Origin of the sequence: Guyparkeria halopsychrophila (assembly GCF_044582135.1) — a bacterium.
Lineage (GTDB): Bacteria > Pseudomonadota > Gammaproteobacteria > Halothiobacillales > Halothiobacillaceae > Guyparkeria.
The window spans coordinates 20,129-42,154 of the sequence record NZ_JBDODP010000012.1 but is presented as its reverse complement, the minus strand read 5'-3'; the positions used below and the strand labels follow the sequence as shown (position 1 = coordinate 42,154).

At 65.0% G+C, this 22,026-nt stretch carries 24 protein-coding genes; 10 read left to right on the top strand and 14 right to left on the bottom strand.

From position 1 onward, the window contains the following. Positions 1-6: 6 nt before the first annotated feature. Positions 7-642 carry an endonuclease III domain-containing protein gene (locus ABGV18_RS06780; RefSeq protein ID WP_396585414.1) on the bottom strand — a complete coding sequence of 212 codons (636 nt, stop codon included), beginning with the start codon at positions 640-642 and terminating at the stop codon, positions 7-9. 209 nt (positions 643-851) lie between these two features. Between ABGV18_RS06780 and msrA the strand changes: the two genes are divergently transcribed. The 3 genes from msrA to ABGV18_RS06765 are packed head-to-tail and all read left to right on the top strand — an operon-like array spanning position 852 to position 1,903. Continuing rightward, positions 852-1,322, top strand: coding sequence for a peptide-methionine (S)-S-oxide reductase MsrA (gene msrA, locus ABGV18_RS06775; protein WP_396581003.1), 471 nt, complete (start codon positions 852-854; stop codon positions 1,320-1,322). Between the two features lie 34 nt (positions 1,323-1,356). Continuing rightward, positions 1,357-1,536 (top strand): PLD nuclease N-terminal domain-containing protein, encoded by a 180-nt coding sequence (locus ABGV18_RS06770; protein ID WP_396581004.1) that lies wholly within the window; start codon positions 1,357-1,359, stop codon positions 1,534-1,536. A 7-nt stretch (positions 1,537-1,543) separates the two neighbouring features. After that, positions 1,544-1,903 (top strand): DUF488 domain-containing protein, encoded by a 360-nt coding sequence (locus ABGV18_RS06765; RefSeq protein ID WP_396581005.1) that lies wholly within the window; start codon positions 1,544-1,546, stop codon positions 1,901-1,903. 585 nt (positions 1,904-2,488) lie between these two features. Here the strand turns inward: ABGV18_RS06765 and ABGV18_RS06760 are convergent. The 3 genes from ABGV18_RS06760 to ABGV18_RS06750 form a co-directional block, all read right to left on the bottom strand. Continuing rightward, a complete protein-coding gene (locus tag ABGV18_RS06760; protein ID WP_396581161.1) occupies positions 2,489-3,229 on the bottom strand; it encodes an ABC transporter permease in 741 nt (246 codons plus the stop codon). A gap of 92 nt (positions 3,230-3,321) precedes the next feature. After that, positions 3,322-4,281 carry an ATP-binding cassette domain-containing protein gene (locus ABGV18_RS06755; RefSeq protein ID WP_396585373.1) on the bottom strand — a complete coding sequence of 320 codons (960 nt, stop codon included), beginning with the start codon at positions 4,279-4,281 and terminating at the stop codon, positions 3,322-3,324. Between the two features lie 46 nt (positions 4,282-4,327). Next, a complete protein-coding gene (locus ABGV18_RS06750; RefSeq protein ID WP_396585372.1) occupies positions 4,328-4,936 on the bottom strand; it encodes a TRIC cation channel family protein in 609 nt (202 codons plus the stop codon). A gap of 241 nt (positions 4,937-5,177) precedes the next feature. Between ABGV18_RS06750 and hemN the strand changes: the two genes are divergently transcribed. Further along, positions 5,178-6,563 carry an oxygen-independent coproporphyrinogen III oxidase gene (gene hemN, locus ABGV18_RS06745; protein ID WP_396585371.1) on the top strand — a complete coding sequence of 462 codons (1,386 nt, stop codon included), beginning with the start codon at positions 5,178-5,180 and terminating at the stop codon, positions 6,561-6,563. Positions 6,564-6,573: 10 nt separating this feature from the next. Here the strand turns inward: hemN and ABGV18_RS06740 are convergent, their stop codons facing one another. Next, the gene (locus tag ABGV18_RS06740; RefSeq protein ID WP_396585370.1) at positions 6,574-7,791 is read right to left on the bottom strand and encodes an NnrS family protein; all 1,218 of its coding nucleotides are present in this window, start codon (positions 7,789-7,791) and stop codon (positions 6,574-6,576) included. Continuing rightward, on the bottom strand, positions 7,788-8,192 hold the full coding sequence (locus ABGV18_RS06735) for a hemerythrin domain-containing protein (protein WP_396585369.1): 405 nt from the start codon (positions 8,190-8,192) through the stop codon (positions 7,788-7,790). The genes ABGV18_RS06740 and ABGV18_RS06735 overlap by 4 nt, the downstream gene beginning before the upstream one ends. 92 nt (positions 8,193-8,284) lie before the next feature. On the opposite strand from ABGV18_RS06735, the gene ABGV18_RS06730 reads away from it, so the two are divergent. The 4 genes from ABGV18_RS06730 (at position 8,285) to ABGV18_RS06715 (ending at position 11,404) form a co-directional block, all read left to right on the top strand. Then, entirely contained in the window at positions 8,285-8,785 is a 501-nt protein-coding gene (locus ABGV18_RS06730) for an RrF2 family transcriptional regulator (protein WP_396581011.1), read from the top strand. Between the two features lie 306 nt (positions 8,786-9,091). Next, entirely contained in the window at positions 9,092-9,565 is a 474-nt protein-coding gene (ectA, locus tag ABGV18_RS06725) for a diaminobutyrate acetyltransferase (RefSeq protein WP_396585368.1), read from the top strand. A 93-nt stretch (positions 9,566-9,658) separates the two neighbouring features. Further along, positions 9,659-10,933, top strand: coding sequence for a diaminobutyrate--2-oxoglutarate transaminase (ectB, locus tag ABGV18_RS06720; protein WP_396585367.1), 1,275 nt, complete (start codon positions 9,659-9,661; stop codon positions 10,931-10,933). Between the two features lie 60 nt (positions 10,934-10,993). Next, positions 10,994-11,404: an ectoine synthase gene (locus ABGV18_RS06715; protein WP_396585366.1), complete on the top strand. Its 411-nt coding sequence runs from the start codon at positions 10,994-10,996 to the stop codon at positions 11,402-11,404. A gap of 95 nt (positions 11,405-11,499) precedes the next feature. Here the strand turns inward: ABGV18_RS06715 and ABGV18_RS06710 are convergent, their stop codons facing one another. The 3 genes from ABGV18_RS06710 to ABGV18_RS06700 form a co-directional block, all read right to left on the bottom strand. Then, positions 11,500-11,841 (bottom strand): DUF2853 family protein, encoded by a 342-nt coding sequence (locus ABGV18_RS06710; protein WP_396585365.1) that lies wholly within the window; start codon positions 11,839-11,841, stop codon positions 11,500-11,502. Positions 11,842-12,000: 159 nt separating this feature from the next. Further along, positions 12,001-12,441 (bottom strand): hypothetical protein, encoded by a 441-nt coding sequence (locus ABGV18_RS06705; RefSeq protein ID WP_396585364.1) that lies wholly within the window; start codon positions 12,439-12,441, stop codon positions 12,001-12,003. Positions 12,442-12,674: 233 nt separating this feature from the next. Beyond that, positions 12,675-14,951: a DNA internalization-related competence protein ComEC/Rec2 gene (locus tag ABGV18_RS06700; protein ID WP_396585363.1), complete on the bottom strand. Its 2,277-nt coding sequence runs from the start codon at positions 14,949-14,951 to the stop codon at positions 12,675-12,677. A gap of 316 nt (positions 14,952-15,267) precedes the next feature. On the opposite strand from ABGV18_RS06700, the gene gloB reads away from it, so the two are divergent. Both gloB and ABGV18_RS06690 read left to right on the top strand, forming a co-directional pair. After that, a complete protein-coding gene (gloB, locus tag ABGV18_RS06695) occupies positions 15,268-16,065 on the top strand; it encodes a hydroxyacylglutathione hydrolase (protein ID WP_396585362.1) in 798 nt (265 codons plus the stop codon). A gap of 44 nt (positions 16,066-16,109) precedes the next feature. Continuing rightward, positions 16,110-17,657, top strand: coding sequence for a lytic transglycosylase (locus ABGV18_RS06690; RefSeq protein WP_396585361.1), 1,548 nt, complete (start codon positions 16,110-16,112; stop codon positions 17,655-17,657). 91 nt (positions 17,658-17,748) lie between these two features. On the opposite strand, the gene ABGV18_RS06685 is transcribed toward ABGV18_RS06690, so the two are convergent. The 5 genes from ABGV18_RS06685 to mltG all read right to left on the bottom strand — a co-directional run bounded on the left by ABGV18_RS06685 (position 17,749) and on the right by mltG (position 22,025). Beyond that, entirely contained in the window at positions 17,749-18,576 is an 828-nt protein-coding gene (locus ABGV18_RS06685) for a YchF/TatD family DNA exonuclease (RefSeq protein ID WP_396585360.1), read from the bottom strand. Between the two features lie 53 nt (positions 18,577-18,629). Next, on the bottom strand, positions 18,630-18,983 hold the full coding sequence (locus ABGV18_RS06680) for a PilZ domain-containing protein (protein WP_396585359.1): 354 nt from the start codon (positions 18,981-18,983) through the stop codon (positions 18,630-18,632). A gap of 342 nt (positions 18,984-19,325) precedes the next feature. After that, positions 19,326-20,375 (bottom strand): hypothetical protein, encoded by a 1,050-nt coding sequence (locus tag ABGV18_RS06675; RefSeq protein WP_396585358.1) that lies wholly within the window; start codon positions 20,373-20,375, stop codon positions 19,326-19,328. Continuing rightward, entirely contained in the window at positions 20,365-21,003 is a 639-nt protein-coding gene (tmk, locus tag ABGV18_RS06670; RefSeq protein ID WP_396585357.1) for a dTMP kinase, read from the bottom strand. The genes ABGV18_RS06675 and tmk overlap by 11 nt, the downstream gene beginning before the upstream one ends. Next, positions 21,000-22,025, bottom strand: a complete 1,026-nt coding sequence (gene mltG, locus ABGV18_RS06665; protein WP_396585356.1) for an endolytic transglycosylase MltG — start codon at positions 22,023-22,025, stop codon at positions 21,000-21,002. The genes tmk and mltG overlap by 4 nt, the downstream gene beginning before the upstream one ends. Between the last annotated feature and the right edge of the window lies 1 nt (position 22,026).

Here is a 22,026-nt window from a genome sequence, read left to right as displayed (position 1 = left end):
AGGCAGTCATCCGCCCGGATCCATTCCTTTCCCATGAGCACACCGCTCACGCAACGGGCACCCACCACAGGCCGGTTTGGCCCGGCAATGCGCCTTGGCATGCTCGACGATCAGGCCGTGCCAGCCGGCAAGTCGTGCGGCGGAGGGCTCATGGGTATCGGTCAGCAGGTCATCGGCCAGCTGGTCGTATTTACGCGCGGCGGTTTCGGGGAAGCCGAGCCGGTGGAACAGGCGGCGGGTGTAGGTGTCGATCACCCAGACGGGGCGCTCGAGGGCGTAGAGCAGGATATCGTCGGCGGTTTCATGGCCCACGCCGTGGATGCCGAGCAGCCAGTCGCGCAATCCCGGCGTCGGGTGCTCCTGCAAGCCATGAAGTCCACCCGCCCCATGCCAGGCCGTGGTCATGGCCCGCAGTCGACGGGTCTTGATGCGGTAAAAGCCGGAGGGGCGGATCAGTTCGGCCAGCGTCTCATCGTCGAGATTCAGGATGCGAGTGGCGCCCAGCGCCTCGGCCGCGTGCAGATTCGCCAGCGCCTTCTCGACATTCTTCCAGTTGGTGTTCTGCGTGAGCACGGCACCGACGGCGATTTCGAAGGCACGACCCTCGGCGTCCCTGGCGTAGCCCGCTGGCCACCAGGGCATGGCCTCTTCTTCCTCGTGCCCCAAATGGCGCTGGTGGGCATCGAGCAGGCGCGGCTCGATCCAATTGAGGCAGTCCGCGAGCGAGGCGAAGGACAGGGGATGAGCAGTGCCGTTATCGGCGTTGGTCACGAGGCGTTCTCCACGGTTGGCTCGAATCGACGGCGGATGGGCTATTGTCACTGGATGGTAAACAAACCGGAGGCCCGATCGTGATTGAGGACACCGACGTCGCTACCTTTGCCGCGGGCTGCTTCTGGGGCGTTGAAGATCGCTTTCGCCAGTTACCCGGTGTGATCGACGTGATCTCGGGGTATTCCGGCGGGCAGGTCGATCACCCGGGCTACCGCGAGGTCTGCAGCGGCACCACCGGGCACGCCGAGGCGGTCGAGGTGCGCTTCGATCCCGACCGGATCGACTTCGAAACGCTCACCCGGGCGTTCTTCTCGATGCACGACCCCACCACGCCCAATCGACAGGGCCCGGATGTAGGCACCCAGTATCGCTCGGCGATCTTCACGCATGGCGAAAAACAACGCGAGATAGCCGAACGGGTGCGCGACGAGCACCAGGCCTCGTTGGCACGCCCGATCGTCACCGAGATCGCACCAGCCTCGGCATTCTGGCCCGCCGAGGACTACCATCAACGTTACTTGGAGAAGCGCCGCGCCGGCGCACTGTAAGCACCCGCACGTCACCAATCGCAAGGAGAAAACCATGTTGGAAACCACCTTCGGCGGCCTGCTAGGCCTGATCATCCTGTTCCTGGATATTTACGCGATCATCAAGGTCGTTCAAAGCTCGGCCTCGGTCGGCATGAAAGCACTGTGGATCGTGATCATCCTGTTCCTGCCGATCATCGGCCTGATCCTCTGGTGGCTGTTCGGCCCCAAGTGATGAAGCGATGGGCCGCCTGGACACGAAACGGGTCTACGACCCGGTCGAGCGCGGCGATGGCTACCGGGTGCTGGTCGACCGACTCTGGCCGCGCGGTGTAAAAAAGCAGGATCTCGTCCACGACGAGTGGCTCAAGACGGTCGCCCCGTCAGGCTCGCTGCGACGCTGGTTCGGGCATGATCCGGAACGGTTTGCCGCGTTCGCCGAACGCTATCGGCAAGAGTTGGAAGGCAACGAAGAAGTCGATCGCCTAGCCGAGCTTGCCGCCAAGCGACCCGTTACCCTGCTTTATGCCGCCAAGGACCGTGAGCATAACCATGCTCGGGTGCTTGCTGACACGATCGAGGGACGTTTGGGTAAGGATTGAGCCGGGCGCTCTGCCCCAGGCGCACTGCCCCGGTGCTCTGAAAACGGGCCGGCAAACGGTCTTTCCGCCTTGACGCGTACCCAGCAACCGTCATTCCCGCGGACGCGGGAATCCATAAAATATTTGTACGAAGCCCATACGCCCATCTCCTTCCAGCAGGCGCGCCGCCGACCTCTCCTTCGCAGTTGCCAACCGAACTTACCGTGGCTCCGCTCGGTGGATTCCCGCGTCCGCGGGAATGACGATGCAGGGGGAGCACTGAGGCCAGGTGAACTTAGCGGTTGGACGGAACAATGGGTCCGTAGCCGCGAGCCCTATCCGCCACCACGCCGTCATTCCCGCGAAAGCGGGAATCCATAAAAATGTCCGACGAAGCCAATACGGCCATCTCCTTGCCGTAGGCGCACCGTGGACCTCTCATGCGCTGCTGCCGACCGTACATAACGCGGCTCCGATCGATGGATTCCCGCTTCCGCGGGAATGACGATAGTGCCCGCCGTGCTGGAATTCGCCACTGCGCAGGAACGACATTGGCGCTGGATTACCCCGCCCCTCTCCGAGGCATGGGCTGTCGACGCAGCTGCGTCAACCCCGCAGACCAATACCCTTGTTGAACAACCGCAGCAGGTAAAAGTAGGCGATCAGGATGCCGACGGCGAGGATGGCGTAGGTGCTCCAAATGGGCACATCACTGATGCCGAGCATCGCGTAGCGAAAGCCATTGATGATGTAGAGGATCGGGTTGTAGAGCGAGGCCTGCTGCCAGAACTCCGAGAGCATGTTGATCGAGTAGAACACCCCGCCGAGATAGGTCAGGGGCGTGAGCACGAAGGTCGGCACGATCGAGATGTGGTCGAAGTGCGTGGCGTAGACCGCGTTGATCAGCCCACCCAGGGCGAACAGAATCGAGGTCATCAACGCCACGCCAAACAGGTTCAGCACGCTGTGGACCGAGAGCTCGGCGAACAGCAGCGCCACGATAGTGACCGCCGCGCCCACCGTAAGACCGCGTGCCACCCCGCCGGCAACGTAGCCGACGATGATCAGCCAATTGGGCATGGGCGAGACCAGCAGCTCCTCGACGTGCCGGGCGAATTTCGCGCCGAAGAACGAGGACACCGAGTTGGCGTAGCTCTGCGTGATCACCGACATCAGGATCAGGCCCGGCACCAGGTACTGGATGTAGGGCACCCCGTCGATCTCACCGATGCGCGGGCCGATCAGGTGGCCGAACACCACGAAGTACAGCGCGGTCATGATCATCGGCGGCAGCACGGTCTGCACCCAGATCCGGCCGAAGCGCAGGATCTCTCGGGTCAACAGCATCAGGAAGGCATTCCACGCGCCCCGCGGCGTCAGGCCGACCGCCTTCTCGCCCGGTCCCTGGTGATCGAATGCATCGCTCTGCGAACGGATACTCATGAACGTTCCTCGGCATTGATGGCGGCATCGTCATCCTGCACTAGGCGCAGGAACAGCTCCTCGAGACGGCTGGTCTTGTTCTTCATGCGCTCGATCACGATGCCGTGGCCGCGCAGCACGTCGAACACCCCGGTCAGCTCCTGGTCGCGGTTCAGATCGACCTCGATGGTCTCGTCGTCGATCAGGCGCGAACCGACCACCGGCATCTCCGGCAGGGATTCCACCGGTTCGCGGGCATAGAGGACGAAGGTCTCCTGCGAGAGCTTGGCCAGCAGGTTGCGCATCGAGTTGTGTTCGACGATGCGCCCCTCGTTGATGATCGCGATGTTGCGGCACAGGGCCTCGGCTTCCTCGAGGTAGTGCGTGGTCAGGATGATGGTGGTGCCCTGCTTGTTGATCTGGGTGAGAAAGTCCCACATGCCGCGGCGCAGCTCGATGTCGACCCCGGCGGTGGGCTCGTCGAGGATCAGCATCCGCGGGTCGTGCACCAGGGCGCGGGCGATCATCAGCCGCCGTTTCATGCCGCCCGACAGCGCCCGGGCCATGCCCTCCCGCTTGTCATACAGCCCCAACTGCTTCAACAGCTCGTGGGCGCGCTTCTTCGCCGCCTTGCGGGTCATGCCGTAGAAGCCGCCCTGGTTGATGACGACTTCCTCGACCGGCTCGAACTGGTTGAAGTTGAATTCCTGCGGCACCACGCCGATCTGGGCCTTCACCCAGGCGCGATCGCGATCGAGATCGTGGCCGAAGACCCGCACGCTGCCGGCAGTCTTGTTGACCAGCGAACAGAGGATGCCGATGGTGGTCGACTTCCCCGCCCCGTTGGGGCCCAGCAGGGCGAAAAAGTCGCCCTCGGCGATGGCAAGCTCGATGCCCTTGAGGGCACGGGTGCCCCCTTCGTAGGTCTTCTCGAGCTCGTAGATTTCGACGGCGTTGCTTTCGACGGCGTTGCTCATGAAGCACTCGTGATTCGTGAAGCGTGTTGTGAATCCGGCCCGGCCCTCAGCGGTTTGCCGACGGCAGGTGCCAGTGATAGCGAATACCCAGACCGCGCACCATCAGGGTAACGGCGAAGCCGAGGATCACCGCGGCAATCGACCAGTCCAGCCAATGGGCGAACAGAACATAGACGATCCCCCCGGCCAACGCGGCCGAGGCGTAGATCTCACGGTGCAACAGCAACGGCGGCTCGCCGGCGAGCACGTCGCGTATCAATCCGCCGAAGGCGGCGGTCATGATGCCCATCATCACCGCGATCATCGGATTGGCATCCATCGACAGCGCGATCTGGGTACCGATCACGCAAAAGGCCGCCAGCCCGACGGCATCGGCCCAGGGCAGCCAATTGGCCCGCTGGTGAAACGGCTTGCTGACGTAGAAGGTCACGATCGCCGTCGCCGCGGCAATCACCAGGTACTCCCACTGGGTCAGCCAGAAGACCGGCCGATCGAGCAAAAGATCCCGCAACGTGCCGCCACCGATGCCAGTGACCGTCGCCAGGATGAGAAACCCCATCAGGTCCATGCGCTTGCGATCGGCCACCAGGGCGCCGCTGACGGCGAAAACCGCCGTCCCGAAGTAATCCAGCCACTGCAGCAACTCGCCGATCATGCCCGTCTCCCGTGTCCATCCTGCCCCGCACCCAAACACCCATCTGGCAACCTTGGCGGCCGGGGCGGAAGATTGCGGAGGATAGCCAGTCGGCGGCCGTGAAGAAAGTCCGGCCGGCATTCTCGGTGGTTACCGCGTTTCCTCAATTCCCCAGCATTCTACTCGGAGGACGACGCGATGCGGGTGGCGCTAAACTTGCCGTTTCGATGACATCCGTCCAATCAACCGCCGACTGCCGCCCATGAGCCAGATTGCCATCCCCTTCGACGCCGACTTGATCCGCCGCTACGACACCAGCGGGCCGCGGTACACCTCCTACCCCACCGCCGTGCAGTTCCACGACGGGTTCGGGCAAGACGACTACCGCGAGGCCGCGGCGCGCTCCAACGCCACTGGCGGGCCGCTGTCGCTATACGTGCACATCCCGTTCTGCGACACGGTCTGCTATTACTGCGCCTGCAACAAGGTGGTCACCAAGGACCGCGCCAAGGCGCGCCCCTACCTCGACGACGTCTATCGCGAGATGGCGCTGCAGGCAGCACTATTCGACGACGGCCGGCCGGTCGATCAGCTCCATTGGGGCGGCGGCACGCCCACCTTTCTCTCGCACGACGAGATGCGCGAGCTGATGGGCAAGACCGGCGAGCACTTCGCGCTGAAGACCGACGACAGCGGCGAATACTCGATCGAGATCGACCCGCGCGAGGCCGATGCGGCCACCATCCGCCTGCTGCGCGAGATCGGCTTCAACCGCATCAGCCTCGGGGTGCAGGATTTCGACGCGAAGGTACAGAAGGCGGTCAACCGCATCCAGAGCTTCGACGAGACCAAAGAGGTAGTCGACACCGCCCGCGAGGAAGGCTTCCATGGCGTGAGCATCGACCTGATCTACGGCCTGCCCTTTCAGACACGCGATCGCTTCATGCAGACCCTCGACCGGGTGATCGAACTCGACCCCGACCGGCTGTCGATCTTCAACTACGCCCACCTGCCGCAGCGCTTCAAGCCGCAGCGACGGATCGTGGGCGACGACCTGCCCAGCCCGGCGGAAAAGCTCGACATCCTCGGCTCGACCATCGGCTACCTGCAGCAGGCCGGCTACGTGCTGATCGGCATGGACCATTTCGCCAAGCCGGACGACCCGTTGGCCATCGCCCAGGCCGAGGGCACGTTGCAACGTAACTTCCAGGGTTATTCCACCCACGCCGAATGCGACATGGTGGCGATGGGCGCCTCCTCGATCAGCCAGGTGGGCGGGGCGTTCAGCCAGAACGTCAAGGAACTCGACCGCTACCACGAGGCGGTGGCGGCCGGCCGACTACCGATCGAGAAGGGCGTGGTGATCACCGAGGAGGACGTCCTGCGTCGGCACGTGATCACCGAGCTGATCTGCCACTTCCGGCTTTCGATCCATGACGTGGAGCAGCGCTTCGAGATCGACTTCGCCAGTCACTTTGCCGATGCACTGGACGAGCTGGCCGACATGGCCCGCGACGAACTGGTCACCATCACGCCCGACTCGATCGAGGTCCAACCGCGCGGCCGCCTGCTGATCCGCAACGTCTGCATGGCCTTCGACGAGTACCACGGCAGCCTCGATGGTCAGCGCTTCTCGAAAGTCATTTAGGCAATCTGCCTCACGGCTGTCGGGGCTTCACCGGCGGGCGGGCATCAACACGCGCGGTCGTTAGCCATGGGCCGATCACCAGCAGCATGGCCAGATAGACCAGGGCCAGCCCGCCGGCCGTGATCGCAAGCCAGAGCGGCTCGAGGCCCGGCCAGATCGGCAACAGCAATCGACTGGCCACCACGACCAACATCAACACCACTACCGGCCGCAGCCACCTGGGCAGCTGGATCGGCCGCCCCGTGTGTCCCGCACTGACCCGCGTCATCATGCCCATCGCCATCACTGCCAGCATGCCGAGACCCAGGGCATGCACCGGCCCATCCAGCCCGCCGACCGGCAGACCAATCAAGACCGCCGCCATCCATGCCAGTCCGAAAAGCACCACCGACACGCCCAAAAACAGCAGCCACAGCATCGGCTCGCCGAATACCTTTCGGTGCCACCAGCGAGTCAAGGCATAGCCGCCGGTGACGGCAACCACGGCGCCAATCGCCGCCGTGACCAGTCGCAGCACGTCGGGCCACATCGGCGCGGCAAGCAAGGCGACGAACATCAGCAGTGGCCCGCCTCCCATAATGCCCGCCACGTAACGCCCGGTGCGCCTGGGAGGTATGCCCAGCCGGTTGGCCGAAAACGGCGGCACCACCCGTTGGGCGATGAACAACAGCATCGCGACGATCGGCAACAGCCCCAACCAACCGTGAATGCCAGACAACCCGCCGTCATGCCGTTGCAGGGCGAACAGCGCATCCGCCAGCACGATCTCGCTCAGCGCGAGCACGAACAGCAGGTTGTGCCACTGCCGGGAGAGCAGGATCAGCCGGGCGACGACAAACAGGATGCCCAGCTCGGCGGCAATCGAAAGGAGATACGGCCAGAACGGATTGGCGCCGACACCGAGAAACGCCAGTCGTGCGGCGAGCCATATCCCCAGCACCACCAACAGCCCGCCCGGGTGCCAGGCGCGACGGCCGGTCCAGTTCTGCGCCGCGGTGGTCAGAAAGCCGGCAACCAGGGCCACGCCGACGCCAAAGGTCATCTCATGGGCATGCCAACGCCAGTCCAGCTGCCCCCCGTCGAATGCCCCCTGCATGGCCGCGCCCCAGCCGCCAACGATCCAGACGCCGGCCCAGAGGGCCGTCGCCAGGGTGGCGAAACCCAGCATCAACAGAAACCAGGGCCGAAACCCGATTGAGAGCAGGGGCCAGTGACGCCAATCGCTCATGCCGGCTCTCCCGCCTGGCCCGCCAGACAGCCTTCCTGCAACCGGTTGAACAACTCGCGTTCTTCGAACCGTACGTGGGCCACCAGCAACTCACCCAGGCGACGGCCGGTGGCCGAACCGCCGGCCTCGTCGAGCATCTCGACGAGTAGCTTTTCGATCTGGCGGTGTTCGCGTTGCATGCGATCTAGCAGTTCGGCCAGAATCGTGTCGTCCGGGCATTGCATCAGCGCCTGACGTCCGATGGACTCCTCGGCGGCGAAATGCGCCTTGAGGTCCGCACGGTGAGCGGACAGATCCTGGCGCAAGTCGGCATCCGGCTCGCCCGACTGCAATCGCCGCGCGATCTGGAGGGTCTGATGGTGCTCGCGTGACAGAGGTTGCAGGCTTTCGTGACGTTGCATCGGGTCCCTCCCGCGGGGCTGGTGTTGGTCGACCAGAATATGCATACTGAGCGCATATTACAAACCCTTGACCCACCCTGGGAACGGACGCCATGCAGCTCAACCAGCAGACCGATTTCGCCTTTCGCCTCCTGATGTATCTGGCCGACCATGCCGCCAGGAACACCGCGATGGAGGCCACCACGGAAGGAGTCACGGCAACGACAGCCCTGCCGAAGATCCGTGAGATCGCCGATTACTTCGACATCTCCTACAACCACCTGATGAAGGTGGCCAACACGCTGGCCGCGCGCGGCTACGTCAAGGCGCGGCGCGGCAAGGGCGGCGGACTGGCGCTGGCCTGCCCCGAGTCGTCCATCTCGCTGGGAGCGGTCGCCCGCGACATGGAAGGCCATTGGGAGCTGGTCGAGTGCTTCGGAGAGGCCAGCGATTGCCGGATCACGACGAGTTGTCGGCTGGCACCGATCCTCGGCGAGGCATTGGAGGCCTTCTGGGCGGTGCTCGACCGCTACACCCTGGCCGATATCGCCCACCTGCCCTCCGGCGACGCGCCACTGACCTTCCACCGCCACCCGCCGCAGCGGACGCAATAGCCCCCCCTCCGCGTTCGGGAAAATGACGCGCATGTCACGAACGCTCGGCCCCCAGATGGCCCCGGCATGCCGTCCATGAGACTCGCCGGGCTCAATATCGTCACCACCGACAGCCTTGGCCTCCGCGAGCCATCTCCGGGCGAGGAATAGGCACCGAAAACCGCATGACAGCGCCATTACAGCGTGATAAACAGGCCGAATCGACCGGGGTGCACGGTTGAGCTTTGCGCCTCATGCCCTATAATGGGCGCTCATTTATACGGACCTGAACGCGGCTGGAAACTGAACGCGGGCAGGCAAAAAAGCATGACGATTCATTTTCGTGAACCGCGCCTCGAGGATGGGGGTCGGATTCACCAACTGATCCAGCGAGCGGGAACGCTCGACCTCAACTCGGCCTACCTCTACTTCCTGCTTGCGGACCACTTCCGCTCGACCTGCGCCATTGCGGAAAACGGTGACGACCTCGTCGGTTTCGTCACGGCCTACCGCTTGCCGGACAACCCCGACTCGCTGTTTGTCTGGCAGATTGGCGTCGATGCCTCGGCACGCGGCCAGGGCGTCGCCTCCCGCCTGCTGAGCGCACTCCAGGAGCGCGACTGGTTCAGCGACATCAAGCGCATCGAACTGACCATCGCCCCGGACAACCCGGCCTCCCAGGCCCTGTTCACCCGCTGGGCGGAGAAGATGGGTTGCTCGATCCGCAACGAGCCCTACCTCTCCAGCGAGCTGCTCGGCGAGGGCCACCAGCCGGAAGATCTCTACGTCATCGATCTCTGATCCACGCCGCCGCCGGCCATATTCCAAGTGGCCGGCGACCCATCGTGCGCCTATTATCTATTTCACTTTTCACGCTCAAGACGAGGACCTGTGATGGACATTGACCTGTTCGAGAAATACGAGTCCAACGTGCGCGGTTATATCCGCTCGTTCCCGACCATTTTCGTCAAATCCAAGAATGCCACCATGTGGGATCAGGATGGCACGGCCTTCATCGACTTCTTCGGTGGCGCTGGCTCCCTGAACTACGGTCACAATGACCCGGCCGTCAATCGGGCGCTGATCGACTTCATCGAACGCGATGGCGTGACCAACGCGCTGGACAAGGCGACCGACGCCAAGTACCTGTTCATCAAGAAGCTGCAGGAAACCATCCTTCAGCCGCGTGACATGGACTACAAGGTTCAGTTCGTCGGCCCGACCGGCACCAACGCCGTCGAGACGGCCCTGAAGCTGGCACGCAAGGTCAAGGAACGCTCCAAGATCGTCTCCTTCACCAACGCCTATCACGGTCACACCCTGGGCGCGTTGGCCGTCACCGGTAACGAGTTCTACCACGACGATTTCTACGGCGTGCCGCTGAACGTCACCAAGATGCCCTACGACAACTACTTCGACCCGACCGGCGAAGGCCAGATGGACAGCATCGACATGATGCGCCAGTACTACGAGGACGGCAGCTCGGGCTACGAGTTGCCGGCCGGCATCATCGTCGAGACTATCCAGGGCGAAGGCGGCATCAACGTCGCCTCGATCGAGTGGCTGCAAAAGCTCGACAAGATGTGCAAGGATCTCGACATCCTGCTGATCGTCGACGACATCCAGGTCGGCAACGGCCGTACCGGCACCTTCTTCAGCTTCGAGCGTGCCGGCATCAAGCCGGACATCGTCACCATCTCCAAGTCGATCGGCACCGGCCTGCCGATGGCGATCGTCCTGATGCGTCCGGAGATCGACCAGTGGTCGCCGGGCGAGCACACCGGCACCTTCCGCGGCAACTCGCTGGCCTTCATCGCCGGCGCCGCCGCACTGGAGCGCTGGGATACCGAGGAGTTCCCCAAGGAAGTCGTCGAGAAGGGCAAGAAGGTCGAAGCGCGCTTCCGCGCGATCGCCGAGCGCCACCCGGACCTGATCTCCGACGTGCGCGGCCTGGGCATGATTTGGGGTCTACAATCCGAGGCAGAGGACTTCTGCAACGAGGTCTCAGCGGAGGCGTTCAAGCGCGGTCTGCTGGCAGAGACCGCCGGTGCGGACGACCAGGTAATCAAGTTCCTTGCCCCGCTGACCATCAGCGAGGCCGAGCTGAATCGGGGCCTCGAACTGCTCGACGAGTCCGTCGACGCCGCCGCAGCTGCTCGCAAGGGCTGATATCCGACCGACGACGCCCCGCCCTGCCGGCGGGGCCATCAACCAGTTACGGAGTCAAATATGCTCGTACGTTATCTTGACCGAGACATCATCGGCACCGATCGCGAAGTCGAAGCGGATAGCGGCAACTGGGTCAGCCGCCGCCTGATTCTGGCCAACGACAAGGTCGGTTTTTCCTACAGCGACACCATCATCCGCGCCGGCACCGAGACCTTCATCCACTACCAGAACCACATCGAAGCGGTGTACTGCGTAGGCGGCAACGGGGAGATCCATGACATCAACAACGATGTCACCTACCCGATCCGCGACGGCATGATGTATCTTCTCAACGACCCGGCCGCCGACAAGCACTACCTGCGCGGCGGCAGCGAGGACATGCGCCTGATCTGCGTGTTCAACCCGCCGCTGACCGGCCGTGAAGTTCACGACGAGAACGGCGTCTACCCGGCACTCAGCCTGGACGACTGATCACGCCCGGCTTTTGGCCGCCGTGAAACGACGAAACCCCGACCTGTCCGCAGGCCGGGGTTTCTTGTTTGTGGGGTAGTAACGAACGTTATCGTTCAGGGGTAGGCAGCCTCCCGGCCAAAGTGCCGCGTGAGCAGGTAGTAGACGACCGCCCGGTACTTGTGCCGGTTGGAACGGCCGTACTGATCGAACACATGGTTGAGTGCCGCGTCGAGCTCCGGCCCGTCGGTCAGGCCCAGCTTCTTGACCAGGAAATGCGTCTTGATGCTTTCGACCTCGCTTGGATCGCTTGCCGCCACCACCGAGGCATCCGCGTTGTAGACCGCCGGCCCCAAACCGGCAACCACGCGGCCCAGCAGATCGCGATCCGGCCTCTCGCCGCATTTTTCCTGAAGCTCGTCCGCGTACTTGTCGATCAGCTCATCCCGACTGCTCATGGCGATTCCTCCGCACTGTTATTCCTCTCGCCCACGGCATTCACACTCCGTGAACGCTCGAGCAACGATACCCCGAACTCACGGATAGGTCAGGGGAATCGAATTAACAAGTCGGCAATCGACGCGACCATGCCAGCACCGTGAGAAAGCGGCCATGGATCAACCCGGATTTTCACCCGGCTCGAACCGGCGCTGTCGATTGATGTGCATGATCAGGACCAGCGCCTGGTTGGGATCGTCGTCGCGTCGCGCCTCGGTGGTCTTGACGACCAACCCTTCGAGAATCTGGCGGATACCGAGTTGCTCGTCGGCATAGCGGCGCATGATCACTAGGCGCATGCCTTCCTTGGCCCAGGACAGCGGTAGTTGCTGGGCGAAACCCGGCACGATCAGGGCCAGGCGATCCTTGGCGAAGAAGTCGAGATAGACACCCTCGAGAATACGAATGCCCCGCTCGTCCGGGTTCAGTGCACGCACCGACTCCGGCTGGCCGTTGCGGCCATTGCGACTGTCGAGGCTCATGTCATCCGCACCCGCCTCCTTGAGATACTTCTCTGCGGCGCGTATCTGCTCCTCGGAATAGAGGTTGATCGATTTCATCAGGAGCCGTTTTTACCTCTCGGGGCCATGCTTCCCTGTCCGTTGAGCCGCCTCCCTAGCTTTAGCCACACACTGTACGTGGATTTTGCACGTCAATGGCGGTCATGCCTCAACAACGCCCGTGCCATCGAACAATTGCCAGGCCATTGTGCCTTTGATAGGGAGGGTAGCAGAGTGCATGCCATCCCCCCCATTCCCCTGCCGCTCTAGGCACACGTGGCGAGTCGGATCGATCACGGCGTCAAGGCCGAGTGCAGCCAGGCTGAGCGACGCCAGGGAAACGGCCACTGCCCGGAACGCTCCGCACGCACTTGGCCATGCTCGAGGAGCAACGCCCCGTACCGATCGGTGCGCCAGACGCGGGCACCCACCGCCCGCCAACGGGCCACGACCTCCGCTCGCGGATGCCCCCAGCGATTGAGGAAGCCGGCACTGACCAGCACCTGCCGGGCACCGGTCGCCGCCACGAAGGCCGCCGTCGACGAGCTGGTCGACCCGTGATGTGGCACCAGCACGGTCTCGGCGTCCAACCGGGCATGGCGAAGCAACCATTGCTCCGCAGCGGCCTCGATATCGCCGGTGAGAAGAAGCGCCCCCGACTGCCCCGCCACGCGCAGCACACACGAGCGATCATTGGCCGATCCACGCGGTGCACGGAACAGGGAAAACCGCACACCATCGATCATCCATTCATCACCGTGCCGGCACGGTCGGGTCTGCCCCACCGCACCGAACCGCGAGTCCAGCGGTCCGATCACCTCGGTTTGCGGAAACGCCGCGCGGATGGAAGCGAGTCCGCCGGCGTGATCCATGGCGGCATGACTGATCACGATCCGGTCGAGTTGCGAGACATCCAGCGCTCGCAGGGCCGGTAACACGATCGCTTCACCGGTATCGAATCGCCCGAATCGAGGCCCAGCGTCATACAACAAGTCATGACGCGCCGTACGCAGCAGCACCGCCGCCCCCTGCCCGACATCCAGCACCACGGCCTCGAACTGCCCGGGAGACGGTCGGGATGACCCCACCAACAACGCCGGGAGCAACAACAGGAGCGCCAACCCCCGTCCCGGAAACCGTCGTGGCAATCCCAGCCAGAGCACACCAAGGGCAAACAGGGCCAGCGCGAGCGGACCGGGCGGGGCGTGATTGGAATCCGGGAACACTGCCACCAGCCACGCAAGCACCGCAAACAGCCCCTGGCCGAGCCCGTCGATCACCCAGGCGGGCCACGCGGCTGCCGCGGGGCTGAGGGTCGCGACAAACAGGGTGAGCAGTGCCAGCGGCGTGATCAGCATGGAGACCAGAGGGACGGCCAGCAGGTTCGCCGGCAACGAGGCGAAGGCGACCCGGTCGAACAGCCCCCAGGTCAGGGGCAACAAGCCGAGCGTCAGCAGCCATTGCAGTCGCAGCATTTCCCAGGGCCGCCAGAGCCCTGCGCGACCGCGGATCATCACGATGATCAGGAGCACCGCGGCAAACGAGAGCCAGAATCCCATGTCCAATGGGGCGAAGGGATCGATCGCCATCACCAGCACGAAGGCAATCAGCCACAGATCGAGCAGCCGCCACCGGCGCTGCATCAGCACCCCGAGCAACAGGACCGTCAGCATCAGCGCGGCACGCAGGGTGGGGATCGACAGCCCGGCGATCAACGCGTAGCTCCAGGCCGCGAGCACCGCCGCCAGGGCGGCCACTCGTTGAGCTGGCCAGCCCCGGCTGATCGGCAGCCGCCCCCACCCGACACGTACCAGCCAGGCCGCCAGTGCCGCCACCATGCCGACGTGCAACCCCGAGATCGCGAGCAGATGATTGGTGCCGGTGGCCAGCAGCCATTCCCATTGCCGGTCGCTCAACTCGCCGCGATCACCCAACGCCAGCCCATGCAGCAACGCCGCCCCGGCCGACAACGGTCCGTCTGCGGTGCGCCTCTCCGCAACGGCCAGGCTTTCCTGCAACAGTGAGCGTGCGCCATCCCGCCAGCGGTCGATCTGCGCCCGCCAGCCAGACGCCCGGCCCAGGACAATCGGCTGGCGATCGCGGAGGTAGCCCGTGGCGAGTATCTGGTGACGAAACAGGTAGCGGCGGTAATCGAATCCGCCGGGATTGGCGTGACTGCGCAGGGGCTTGAGGCGCGCGATGAGGTCATAGCCGACGCCGGCGACCAGCTCGATTCGCTCGGGAGGCCGGGTGTAATCGCTGAGCTTGAGTCGCCCGCTCGGGAGCAGTTGCTGGCAGACCCGGGTCGCGACCCTGTCATCCGGATGTGCCGCGCGGGCGGCATGTACCGAGAAGGTAAAACGACGACGATCGGCCCGATCATCGACCAGACCGACCACGGCCCCCTCGAGGCGGCAATCGACCCGGTCGCCGAACACGGGCGTTTGCTCGACGAGAGTCGACACCGGCACCAGGGTATGCAGCGCGCCAGCCAGGCTGATCGCCAGCAAGCCCCACCCGGCGCGACCCTGCCGCCACACGAGCAGCGCCAGCAGCGCAAGACCCAACACAAGGCCGTTTTGGACGGCCGCTGACCCGTCGCTCCCCCCGGCTGCGAGGCCCGCGCCGACCAGCACCGGCCAGGGCACAAACCACGCAAGCAACGCCGCGCCGGCCCAGGCCAGCAACAGCCAGCGCGCAGCCAGACGCCGCCGCGATGACGTTGCCCACGCTCTCCCGGACGCCGGCGCTTTGCCCGGCGAAGTGACATCCCTCATCGTTGTCGCATCCCTGCCGACTTGCCCTATTAGGCGGCGACCTCTCGGTGAATCCGCAATCGGCACACAGGCATTCCTTGCCCCAGCCTGACTACGTTAAGATGCCGCCATGAGCACTGTAACCGCCCCGACCATCCATTGCATTCCCGTCCTCTCGGACAACTACGTCTGGCTGATCGAGGGCGATGACCGCGCCACGGTGGTCGTCGATGCCGGTGAGGCCGGTCCGGTGATCGAGGCCATCGAGGCGCGCGGCCTCAAGCCGGTGGCCACGTTGATCACGCACCACCATGGCGATCACGTCCAGGGCCTGGCCGAACTGACCCAGCGCTTTCCCATGACCGTCTACGGACCCGACAGTTGCCGACGGGTGGGTGTCGACACGGTCGTCGGCGAAGGCGATCGATTCACGATCCCCGACGTGGGTGATTTTGCCGTGATGGCCACCCCCGGCCACACCCAGGACCACCTGACGTACCTCAGCGGGCAGACCATCTTCTGCGGCGACACGCTGTTCACCGCCGGTTGCGGACGACTGTTCGAGGGCACGGCGGCACAGATGCTGCATTCGCTCGATCGACTGGCCGGCCTGGCTGGAGACTTGACCGTCTACTGCGGCCACGAGTACACCACCGACAGCCTGCGCTTCGCCGCGCACGCCGAACCCGACAACCCCGACATTGCCGCTCGAGTCCGCGAGGTCGCGGCAAAGCGATCGAATGGCGAACCAACGGCCAGTGCCTCGATGGACCTCGAAAAGCTCACCAACCCGTTCCTGCGCGTGCGCGTGCCGGCCCTGCGCGAGGCCATCGAGGCCTACGTTGGCGACCGTATCGACGACGATATCGACGCCTTCGCCCAGCTGCGCCACTGGAAGGACGACTTCGACGGCCTGGCGCGTCTGTGATCTCCCCCCTACTGGCCACCAACGACGGATAGCCGGACGACACCATGCCTACACTGCCGACCCACCTGATTCCCTCTGGGCGCCTCGCATTGTCGTCAAGACTGTTGCGCGGCCTGCTCCTGCCCGCGGCCGTCCTGCTGCTGCACGGTTGTGCCGGCCTGGTACCGCCGTCCGATCGCCAAGGCAGCGATGCGAGGGAAAGCAGTCGGCCGGGTTTCTCCACCCTCCCGGCGATCAGCCGCCAGGACGGTGGCGAACCACAGGCCACGGACCACCAACACGATCTCTGGGGCGCGGTCGCCAATCGTTTCACCCTGCCGGTGCCAGACAATGCCCGGGTCGATGCGGAGGTCCGTCGTTACGCCCGCCACCCGGAATACCTGCGCGAGGTCAGTAAACGGGCCGAACCGTATCTCTACATGATCGTGGAGAAGCTCGAGGCGGCCAACCTGCCACTGGAGCTGACCCTGCTGCCGATCGTGGAGAGCGCCTACCTGCCGCAGGCCCTGTCGTCGAGCTCGGCGGCGGGCATCTGGCAGTTCATTCCCTCCACCGGCACCTATTTCGGTCTGGATCGTGATGCCTTCTACGACGGCCGACGGGACATCGAGGCGTCCACCGATGCGGCCGTCACCTACTTCAGCCAGTTGCGCGGCATGTTCGACGATGACTGGCCGACGGTGATCGCCGCCTACAATGGCGGCCAGGGCACCCTGCTCAACGCCATCCGGCAGAACGAGCAGCGCGGCCAGGCCACCGACTTCTGGAGTCTCAAGCAGATTCGCAAGGAAACCCAGGACTACCCCGCCCGCCTGTTCGCCCTGGTCAAGATCTTCTCCCAGCCCGAGAAGTACGGCTTTACCCCGCACACGATCGAAAACAGCCCGGCCCTGGCGCAGGTGGAGCTGGAACGATCCGTGAGCCTGGTCAAGCTGGCCGACATGACCGGGATGGAGCACGACGAGCTCTATCGCCTCAATCCCGGCTTCGGCCGGTCGATCACCGGCGATACGCCGCGGCATCTGCTGGTGCCACGCGAGGCGCGCGGTCGCTTCGACGTCGACACGCTCAACTCCGCGGCCAGCGCCGCCGAGGACTGGCAGCGCTACACCTTCGTGCGCGGTGACAGCTTCTACCAGGTCGCGCAGCGCTATGGCAGCTCGGTCGACGAACTGCTGGCGATCAATCGCCGCCAGTCGGCCGTCGCCCGCCCCGGACAGGAAATCCTCGTCCCCACGGGGCGCGTCGACCGCGCAATCGCCTCGGGCAATGTCCGCAGCCACACGGTCCAACCGGGCGAATCGCTCTGGGCCATCTCGCGCCAGCACGGCATCAAGCTGGCCGAGCTACGCCGGATGAACGCCTACGGCGACAACCCGGTCCTGCGCCCCGGCGACAAGGTGATCGTCGGCGCCAAGGCCGCGGATGACAGCGGTGACACCGCCTCGAAGTACGTGGTTCAACCGGGCGACACGCTCTGGCAATTGGCGCAGCGATTCTCCACCACCGTCGCCGAGCTCACCGCGCTCAATCGCATCGGGCCGGACACGGCCATCAAGCCTGGGCAGGAACTCCGGGTCGCCAGCAACTGAGCGGCAGATCAGCAGATTTACCCGGACGCGAAAAGGGGCCCGACAAGGGCCCCTTTTGCATTGGCTGATCAATCGAACGGACGAGTGTTCGTCAGCTACCCGCCAATCCCAACCAGCGCCTGGTGTTCTCGTCAGCCCGGGCGGCCAATTCCGGCAGGCTCTCGCCCCGCAGATCGGCCAGCACTTCGGCCACGTGGCGAACGCGGATGGGGTTGTTGGGCTTGCCGCGGAACGGGACCGGCGAGAGATACGGCGAATCGGTCTCGACCAGTATCCGGTCACCGGGCACCTTCTTGGCCACCTCGCGCAACGAGGCGGCCGACTTGAAGGTGACGATACCGGAGAAGGAGATATAGAACCCCAAATCCAGTGCGCGGCGCGCGGTATCCCAATCCTCGGCGAAGCAGTGCATTACCCCGCCGCACTCCTCGGCGTGCTCGCGCTCGAGCACGTCCATCGTGTCCCCGGGCGCCCCACGCGTGTGGATGATCACCGGTTTGTCCACGGCCTTGGCCGCCTCGATGTGATTGACGAAGCGGTCGTGCTGCCAGCGCTCGCCTTTCTCGCAGTGGAAGTAGTCCAACCCGGTCTCACCCACCGCCACGATGGAATCCGCGTGCTGGTCTTCGCGGATCGCGCGCACCAGTTCCTCGGTGGGAATCACGGCGCCAGCATCGTCCGTGGGGTGCAGGCCGTAGGAGAGGAATACCTCGGGTCGCTCAGCCAGCCGGTCGGCGTTGCCCGAGAGGTACGGCGCGACCAGCTCGGTCATCGCCGGCCAGGTCGACGGCTTGATCGACACGCAGAGCATCCGCGTGACCGATTCCAGCCAGGCGGTATGCATGAAGCGATCGAAGTCGTTGTCGAAGGCGTCGAGCTCCACCCGGTCGAGGTGGCAGTGCGAATCGAACAGTTGCATGGTGCTCCGAGGGAAAGGGACAAGGGAGGACGGCAGATCACCGCCCTTGCCATTCACATGGTGTACGTGGGTGTTTCCTTTTCCAGCGCCCCGGCGAGGTAGGCCTCGATCTGCTTGCGCGTGCGGCCCTGGTCCATGCGGCCGAACTGCACGCCGATCCCGGCCACCTTGCCGCCCTGCGCGCCCTGCGGCGTGAGCCAGACCACCTTGGAGGCCACGGCGAGCCGCTCGGGGCTGCCCATCAGGGTCAGCGTGAGAAATATCTCCTTGCCCATCGGGATCTGCGTGTGCCCCGGAATGAACAGCCCACCGTTCTTCACGAACGGCATGTAGGACTTGTACAGCGTGTCCTTGTCCGGGATGTTGTGGTGGATCATGCCTCCACCCAGACCGCCTCCTGCTGCCATTGCACGCTACCTCGTCATGGTTGATCGATCGGCCTGGCACTCGCCTGTGCCGAATCGAAACACTGGAATCTGGCTCATCAGTCTACCGGCAATCGCGGGGAGGTCGAAGTTAGGAAACTCTGCACGAAACGGATATCGCTCTGCGCGCCTTGAGCCGGGCTAGATGCAAGGCGCTCGTCCGCCGTGGAAGGGGATTCCCTTTCCAAGGACGACAACGCGGCAGATACCCGGCTCAAGGCGCGCCCTGCGGGGCCTGCCGAGCCGCCCGTGTTCCGCGTTGCGTCGTCTTGATCACGAACGGCCCGACAGGCCAGAGCGACATCCGTTTCGTGCAGAGTTTCCTTAACCGACCGGCTCGAGGCGACGGGCGAGTCGTGGGTCGACCAGGTCCAGCGCCAGATGCTCCACCGACAGCTCAGGATGCAGCGGATGCCCGGACTCGCGGGCGAACTGGATCAGGCGGCTCTGCACCGCCAGCCACCGCTCGCCGTCGTGGGCGCGGGCCAGCCGCTCGATCATCGGCACGATCGCCGCCGGGAGCGTATCGGACAGACCGGCCTGGCGACGGGCCACCGCCGGCCAGAGCCGCAACAGCCAGCGGGCGAGCACCGGTCGGGGGGTGGCCAGCCACGGCGCGATCGGCGCCAGTGGCGATTGGGGTTCTTCGGCCAGTCGCACCCAGGCACTCGTGACGGCCTGCCAATCGAACGTGGGATCGGTGCCGTCGACCAGGGTGGGATCGTCGATGAACGCCAGCAATTCGGCCCGCTCGGGCGAACACCCGCTGGCCTGGCGCCACCAGGCGGCCAGTTCCTCGGGGCGCGGCTCGCGCAGGCGAATGCGTTGCAACCGCGAGCGGATGGTGGGCAGCAACCGGTCGACCTGCTCGACCGTGCAGAGAAACTGCATCGACTCCGGCGGCTCCTCCAGGAGCTTGAGCAGGGCATTGCCCGACGACCGGTTGAGTCGTTCGATGCGCTCGATCAGCACCAGCCGCATGCGGCCATAGCGGGTGATGAACGCCCCGTCGATCAGGGTCCGAATGACATCCACCGGGATATCGCGGTGGTCGGGATCATCCGCCAGTCGATGCAGATCGGGGAAACTACCCTGCTCCGCCTGGCGGCAGGCGGGACACTCGCCGCACGGCCAGCCGTCTCGCGGTGCGTCACAGATCAGGCGGCGCGCCAGTGTCTGGAGCAAGGCCGTCATCGGCGCGCCCAAGCGCCCGTGCAGCAACAGGCCGTGCGGCAAGCGCCCGGCGGCGATCATCCGCTCGAGCTGCGACCAGGCATCGTTCAGCCAGCCGGCACTTTGGATGGTGGCCGGGTCGCTGATCAATCGCTGCTCGGCCAGCCCCGACAGGTGGGCGTCCATCGTGTCAGCCACCATGAACAGCCTCCAGTGCACTTTCGATCTGACCACGCACCTCGTCCAGGGGGCGCGTGGCATCCACCCGTCGCACCCGTGCCGGTTCCCGCTCACAGAGCGACTCGAAGCCGCCCCGCACCCGCTCGAAGAAGGCAAGCGTCTCCTGCTCGAATCGATCCGCCGCCTCGCGGTTCGCCGCGCGCTCAAGGCCAAGCACCACCGGCACATCCAGCCAGAGCGTCAGCTCGGGATCACAGTCCGCATGCGCCACCTCGGCCAACTGGTCGATGGTCGCCATCGACAGCCCGCGGCCGGCGCCCTGGTAGGCGCGGGTCGAATCGGTGAATCGGTCGCAGATCACCACCTTGCCGGCGGCCAGGGCCGGACGGATCACCCGCTCGACGTGCTGGGCGCGGGCGGCGAACATCAGCAGCAACTCGGTCGATGCGGCCACCGGTTCTTCGCGCACGGCCTTGAGAACGGTGCGTAGCTCCTCGGCCAGCGGGGTGCCACCGGGTTCGCGGGTGCAAAGCACCGCCTCGCCGCGCGCCTCGAACCACTCGCGCACGAAATCCATGGCGGTCGACTTGCCCGCGCCCTCCAGCCCCTCGAGGGTGACAAAACGCGGCATGGATCGCAGGTCGGTCATGGACGGTCTCCCTGTTCGCGCTGATGGGTCCGCCAACGGGCGACGGCACGATTGTGTTCCTTGAGCGTGCGCGAGAAGGCGTGCCCGCCCGTGCCGTCGGCGACGAAATACAGGGCATCGGTTTGTGCCGGGCGGATCGCGGCCCGCAGCGAGGCGGCCGATGGCAGGGCAATCGGCGTCGGCGGCAGCCCATCGCGCGTGTAGGTATTGTACGGCGTGTCCTCACGCAGGTGCCGGCTGAATAGGCGCCCGTCGTAGTCCTCGCCCATGCCGTAGATCACGGTGGGGTCGGTCTGCAGGCGCATGCCCCGCTTGAGGCGATTGACGAACACCCCGGCCACCTCGCCGCGTTCGCCGGAGATCCCGGTCTCCTTCTCGATCACCGAGGCGAGGATCAGTGCCTCGTACGGGCTTTCCAGTGGCAGGTCGTCGGCACGCGCCGCCCAGGCGGCATCGAGTGCTTCTTGCATATGGGCGAAGGCGCGCTGGATGATGGCGCGGTCACTGGTGCCCGCGGGGTACTGGTAGGTGTCCGGGTAGAGCCAGCCCTCGAGGTGATCCACGGGCAGATCGAGCGCCTCGATCACCGCCTGCGGGGTCAGCTCCTCGATCGTGCGGCGGATGCGCGGCGCCTCGGCCAGTCGGTCGAGAAAGGCCTGCGCGGTGACGCCTTCCGGCACGGTAAAGCGGTATTCGATCACGTCGCCGGCTACCATGCGATCAAGCAGGGACGCCAGTCGCTCGTCGGGGCGGACCTCGTACTCACCCGCCTGGATTTGACGGGCCTGGCCACGAAAACGTGCCGTCCAGTCGATCGCCCGGGCCGGAATGCCCGGCTGCACCTCGTGGATGGATTCGGCGATCGTCGGCATGGATTGTCCCGGCTCCACGGTGAGAGTGGTCGTCTCGGCGGTGAGTGGCTTTTGCCAGTAGTGCATGGCTAGCCCCGCCCCGAGGAGCAGGGCGGCGAGCCCGCCCATGCCGGCAACCCAGATCAAGAACACACCAATGGCTCGCCGCATC

Coding starts and splice junctions, on each gene's coding strand:
- ABGV18_RS06735 (WP_396585369.1), bottom strand. CDS start 8,192: ATGCAACGTCACGAAAGCCTGCAACCTCTGTCACGCGAGCACCATCAG.
- ectB (WP_396585367.1), top strand. CDS start 9,659: ATGGACATTGACCTGTTCGAGAAATACGAGTCCAACGTGCGCGGTTAT.
- tmk (WP_396585357.1), bottom strand. CDS start 21,003: ATGACCGACCTGCGATCCATGCCGCGTTTTGTCACCCTCGAGGGGCTG.
- ABGV18_RS06740 (WP_396585370.1), bottom strand. CDS start 7,791: ATGAGCGATTGGCGTCACTGGCCCCTGCTCTCAATCGGGTTTCGGCCC.
- ABGV18_RS06755 (WP_396585373.1), bottom strand. CDS start 4,281: ATGAGCAACGCCGTCGAAAGCAACGCCGTCGAAATCTACGAGCTCGAG.
- ABGV18_RS06715 (WP_396585366.1), top strand. CDS start 10,994: ATGCTCGTACGTTATCTTGACCGAGACATCATCGGCACCGATCGCGAA.
- ectA (WP_396585368.1), top strand. CDS start 9,092: ATGACGATTCATTTTCGTGAACCGCGCCTCGAGGATGGGGGTCGGATT.
- ABGV18_RS06685 (WP_396585360.1), bottom strand. CDS start 18,576: ATGCAACTGTTCGATTCGCACTGCCACCTCGACCGGGTGGAGCTCGAC.
- ABGV18_RS06675 (WP_396585358.1), bottom strand. CDS start 20,375: ATGGTGGCTGACACGATGGACGCCCACCTGTCGGGGCTGGCCGAGCAG.
- ABGV18_RS06770 (WP_396581004.1), top strand. CDS start 1,357: ATGTTGGAAACCACCTTCGGCGGCCTGCTAGGCCTGATCATCCTGTTC.
- ABGV18_RS06690 (WP_396585361.1), top strand. CDS start 16,110: ATGCCTACACTGCCGACCCACCTGATTCCCTCTGGGCGCCTCGCATTG.
- ABGV18_RS06760 (WP_396581161.1), bottom strand. CDS start 3,229: ATGCTGTTGACCCGAGAGATCCTGCGCTTCGGCCGGATCTGGGTGCAG.
- ABGV18_RS06710 (WP_396585365.1), bottom strand. CDS start 11,841: ATGAGCAGTCGGGATGAGCTGATCGACAAGTACGCGGACGAGCTTCAG.
- ABGV18_RS06705 (WP_396585364.1), bottom strand. CDS start 12,441: ATGAAATCGATCAACCTCTATTCCGAGGAGCAGATACGCGCCGCAGAG.
- hemN (WP_396585371.1), top strand. CDS start 5,178: ATGAGCCAGATTGCCATCCCCTTCGACGCCGACTTGATCCGCCGCTAC.
- mltG (WP_396585356.1), bottom strand. CDS start 22,025: ATGCGGCGAGCCATTGGTGTGTTCTTGATCTGGGTTGCCGGCATGGGC.
- gloB (WP_396585362.1), top strand. CDS start 15,268: ATGAGCACTGTAACCGCCCCGACCATCCATTGCATTCCCGTCCTCTCG.
- ABGV18_RS06750 (WP_396585372.1), bottom strand. CDS start 4,936: ATGATCGGCGAGTTGCTGCAGTGGCTGGATTACTTCGGGACGGCGGTT.
- ABGV18_RS06730 (WP_396581011.1), top strand. CDS start 8,285: ATGCAGCTCAACCAGCAGACCGATTTCGCCTTTCGCCTCCTGATGTAT.
- ABGV18_RS06680 (WP_396585359.1), bottom strand. CDS start 18,983: ATGGCAGCAGGAGGCGGTCTGGGTGGAGGCATGATCCACCACAACATC.
- ABGV18_RS06780 (WP_396585414.1), bottom strand. CDS start 642: ATGCCCTGGTGGCCAGCGGGCTACGCCAGGGACGCCGAGGGTCGTGCC.
- ABGV18_RS06765 (WP_396581005.1), top strand. CDS start 1,544: ATGGGCCGCCTGGACACGAAACGGGTCTACGACCCGGTCGAGCGCGGC.